Origin of the sequence: Mycobacterium neumannii (genome assembly GCF_002245615.1) — a bacterium.
GTDB classification, from domain to species: Bacteria; Actinomycetota; Actinomycetes; order Mycobacteriales; family Mycobacteriaceae; genus Mycobacterium; species Mycobacterium neumannii_A.
In genome coordinates this window covers 1-3,502 of the sequence record NZ_NKCO01000048.1, presented here as the reverse complement: position 1 = coordinate 3,502, position 3,502 = coordinate 1, and the positions used below count along the sequence as shown (strand labels likewise).

2 rRNA genes are annotated in these 3,502 nt (G+C 56.2%); both read left to right on the top strand.

Annotation, left to right across the window (positions count from 1 at the left end):
- The first annotated feature begins 154 nt into the window (after positions 1 to 154).
- Positions 155 to 3,281: ribosomal RNA gene (locus CEX88_RS25680) — 23S ribosomal RNA — on the top strand.
- A gap of 98 nt (positions 3,282 to 3,379) precedes the next feature.
- Positions 3,380 to 3,494, top strand: a 5S ribosomal RNA gene (rrf, locus tag CEX88_RS25675).
- The last annotated feature ends 8 nt before the right edge of the window (positions 3,495 to 3,502 follow it).

Here is a 3,502-nt window from a genome sequence, read left to right as displayed (position 1 = left end):
TGGTTGTCGCCCTGCTTTGGTGGTGGGGTGTGGTGTTTGATTTGTGGATAGTGGTTGCGAGCATCTGCAGCAGGTGGCTCTCTTTTTTGGGGGGTTGCTTGTTGTTGATAATGCAATTTTTATTCTTCCGAGAATATTTTTTGATCTGTTTTGTGTGTAAGTGTTTAAGGGCGCATGGTGGATGCCTTGGCACTGGGAGCCGATGAAGGACGTGGGAGGCTGCGTTATGCCTCGGGGAGCTGTCAACCGAGCGTGGATCCGAGGATGTCCGAATGGGGAAACCCGGCACGAGTGATGTCGTGTCACCCAACGCTGAATATATAGGCGTTGGGGGGGAACGCGGGGAAGTGAAACATCTCAGTACCCGTAGGAAGAGAAAACAATTGTGATTCCGTGAGTAGTGGCGAGCGAAAGCGGAGGATGGCTAAACCGTGTGCATGTGATACCCGGCGGGGGTTGTGTGTGCGGTGTTGTGGGGCCTGTGTTCTATCTGCCGCCGTGGATAGCAGCAGTGATAAAGCAGTGGGTTAGGTGAAGTGGCCTGGGATGGTCTGCCGTAGTGGGTGAGAGCCCCGTAACCGAAAACTTGTTGCCTGTTGTCGCAGGATCCCCGAGTAGCAGCGGGCCCGTGGAATCTGCTGTGAATCTGCCGGGACCACCCGGTAAGCCTGAATACTTCTCAGTGACCGATAGCGGATCAGTACCGTGAGGGAATGGTGAAAAGTACCCCGGGAGGGGAGTGAAAGAGTACCTGAAACCGTGTGCCTACAATCCGTCAAAGCCCTCCACTTTGTGGTGGGGTGATGGCGTGCCTTTTGAAGAATGAGCCTGCGAGTCAGGGACATGTCGCGAGGTTAACCCGTGTGGGGTAGCCGCAGCGAAAGCGAGTCTGAATAGGGCGTATCACGTCAATAGTGGCGTGTGTAGTGGTGTGTTCTGGACCCGAAGCGGAGTGATCTACCCATGGCCAGGGTGAAGCGCGGGTAAGACCGCGTGGAGGCCCGAACCCACTTAGGTTGAAGACTGAGGGGATGAGCTGTGGGTAGGGGTGAAAGGCCAATCAAACTCCGTGATAGCTGGTTCTCCCCGAAATGCATTTAGGTGCAGCGTTGCGTGTTTCTTGTTGGAGGTAGAGCTACTGGATGGCCGATGGGCCCTACTAGGTTACTGACGTCAGCCAAACTCCGAATGCCGACAAGTCAAAGCGTGGCAGTGAGACGGCGGGGGATAAGCTCCGTGCGTCGAGAGGGAAACAGCCCAGATCGCCGGCTAAGGCCCCTAAGCGTGTGCTAAGTGGAAAAGGATGTGCAGTCGCAAAGACAACCAGGAGGTTGGCTTAGAAGCAGCCACCCTTGAAAGAGTGCGTAATAGCTCACTGGTCAAGTGATTGTGCGCCGATAATGTAGCGGGGCTCAAGCACACCGCCGAAGCCGCGGCAGCAACACCTAGTGTGTTGTTGGGTAGGGGAGCGTCCTGCATCCGGTGAAGCCACGAAGTGATTCAGTGGTGGAGGGTGTGGGAGTGAGAATGCAGGCATGAGTAGCGATAAGGCAAGTGAGAACCTTGCCCGCCGGAAGACCAAGGGTTCCTGGGCCAGGCCAGTCCGCCCAGGGTGAGTCGGGACCTAAGGCGAGGCCGACAGGCGTAGTCGATGGACAACGGGTTGATATTCCCGTACCCGTGTATGAGCGTCCCTGACGAATCCATACTGCTAACCACCCAAACGGTGGCCGACCAATCCCTTCGGGGAGCGGGGGTCACCTGCTGCGTGGGACCCGTGTGGGTAGTAGTCAAGCGATGGGGTGACGCAGGAAGGTAGCCGTACCAGTCAGTGGTAATACTGGGGCAAACCTGTAGGGAGAAACCTAGGCAAATCCGGGTTTCACATATCCTGAGAGGTGATGCATAGCCGAGTGAGGCGAATTCGGTGATCCTATGCTGTCGAGAAAAGCCTCTAGCGAGCGCATACACGGCCCGTACCCCAAACCAACACAGGTGGTCAGGTAGAGAATACCAAGGCGTACGAGTGAACTATGGTTAAGGAACTCGGCAAAATGCCCCCGTAACTTCGGGAGAAGGGGGACCCCCACACCGTCAGGGCCTTCGCGGCCGGCAGCGGGAGGGGGTGGCACAAACCAGTGAGAAGCGACTGTTTACTAAAAACACAGGTCCGTGCGAAGTCGCAAGACGAGGTATACGGACTGACGCCTGCCCGGTGCTGGAAGGTTAAGAGGACCCGTTAACCCGCAAGGGTGAAGCGGAGAATTTAAGCCCCAGTAAACGGCGGTGGTAACTATAACCATCCTAAGGTAGCGAAATTCCTTGTCGGGTAAGTTCCGACCTGCACGAATGGCGTAACGACTTCTCAGCTGTCTCAACCATAGACTCGGCGAAATTGCATTACGAGTAAAGATGCTCGTTACGCGCGGCAGGACGAAAAGACCCCGGGACCTTCACTACAACTTGGTATTGGTGCTCGATTCGGTTTGTGTAGGATAGGTGGGAGACTGTGAAGCCATCACGCCAGTGATGGTGGAGTCGTTGTTGAAATACCACTCTGATCGTATTGGGCCTCTAACCTCGAACCGTCTATCCGGTTCAGGGACAGTGCCTGGCGGGTAGTTTAACTGGGGCGGTTGCCTCCTAAAAAGTAACGGAGGCGCCCAAAGGTTCCCTCAACCTGGACGGCAATCAGGTGTTGAGTGTAAGTGCACAAGGGAGCTTGACTGCGAGACCTACACGTCAAGCAGGGACGAAAGTCGGGACTAGTGATCCGGCACCCCCGAGTGGAAGGGGTGTCGCTCAACGGATAAAAGGTACCCCGGGGATAACAGGCTGATCTTCCCCAAGAGTCCATATCGACGGGATGGTTTGGCACCTCGATGTCGGCTCGTCGCATCCTGGGGCTGGAGCAGGTCCCAAGGGTTGGGCTGTTCGCCCATTAAAGCGGCACGCGAGCTGGGTTTAGAACGTCGTGAGACAGTTCGGTCTCTATCCGCCGCGCGCGTCAGAAGCTTGAGGAAACCTGTCCCTAGTACGAGAGGACCGGGACGGACGAACCTCTGGTACACCAGTTGTCCCACCAGGGGCACCGCTGGATAGCCACGTTCGGACAGGATAACCGCTGAAAGCATCTAAGCGGGAAACCCCCTCCAAGACCAGGCTTCTCACCCATTTCAGTGGGATAAGGCCCCCCGCAGACCACGGGATCGATAGACCAGACCTACACACCCAGCAATGGGTTCAGGGAACTGGCACTAACCGGCCGAAAACTTACACACACTCGCAACCACACCCACGCGTATCAACCACGCAAACACACCCCACCACCAAAACACCCTTCCCAACACCAACTGGGACACTACAAAGTGAATAAAGTTACGGCGGTCAATAGCGACAGGGAAACGCCCGGACCCATCCCGAACCCGGAAGCTAAGCCTGCCAGCGCCAATGATACTGCCCCACCCGGGCGGAAAAGTAGGACACCGCCGAACACAAATTA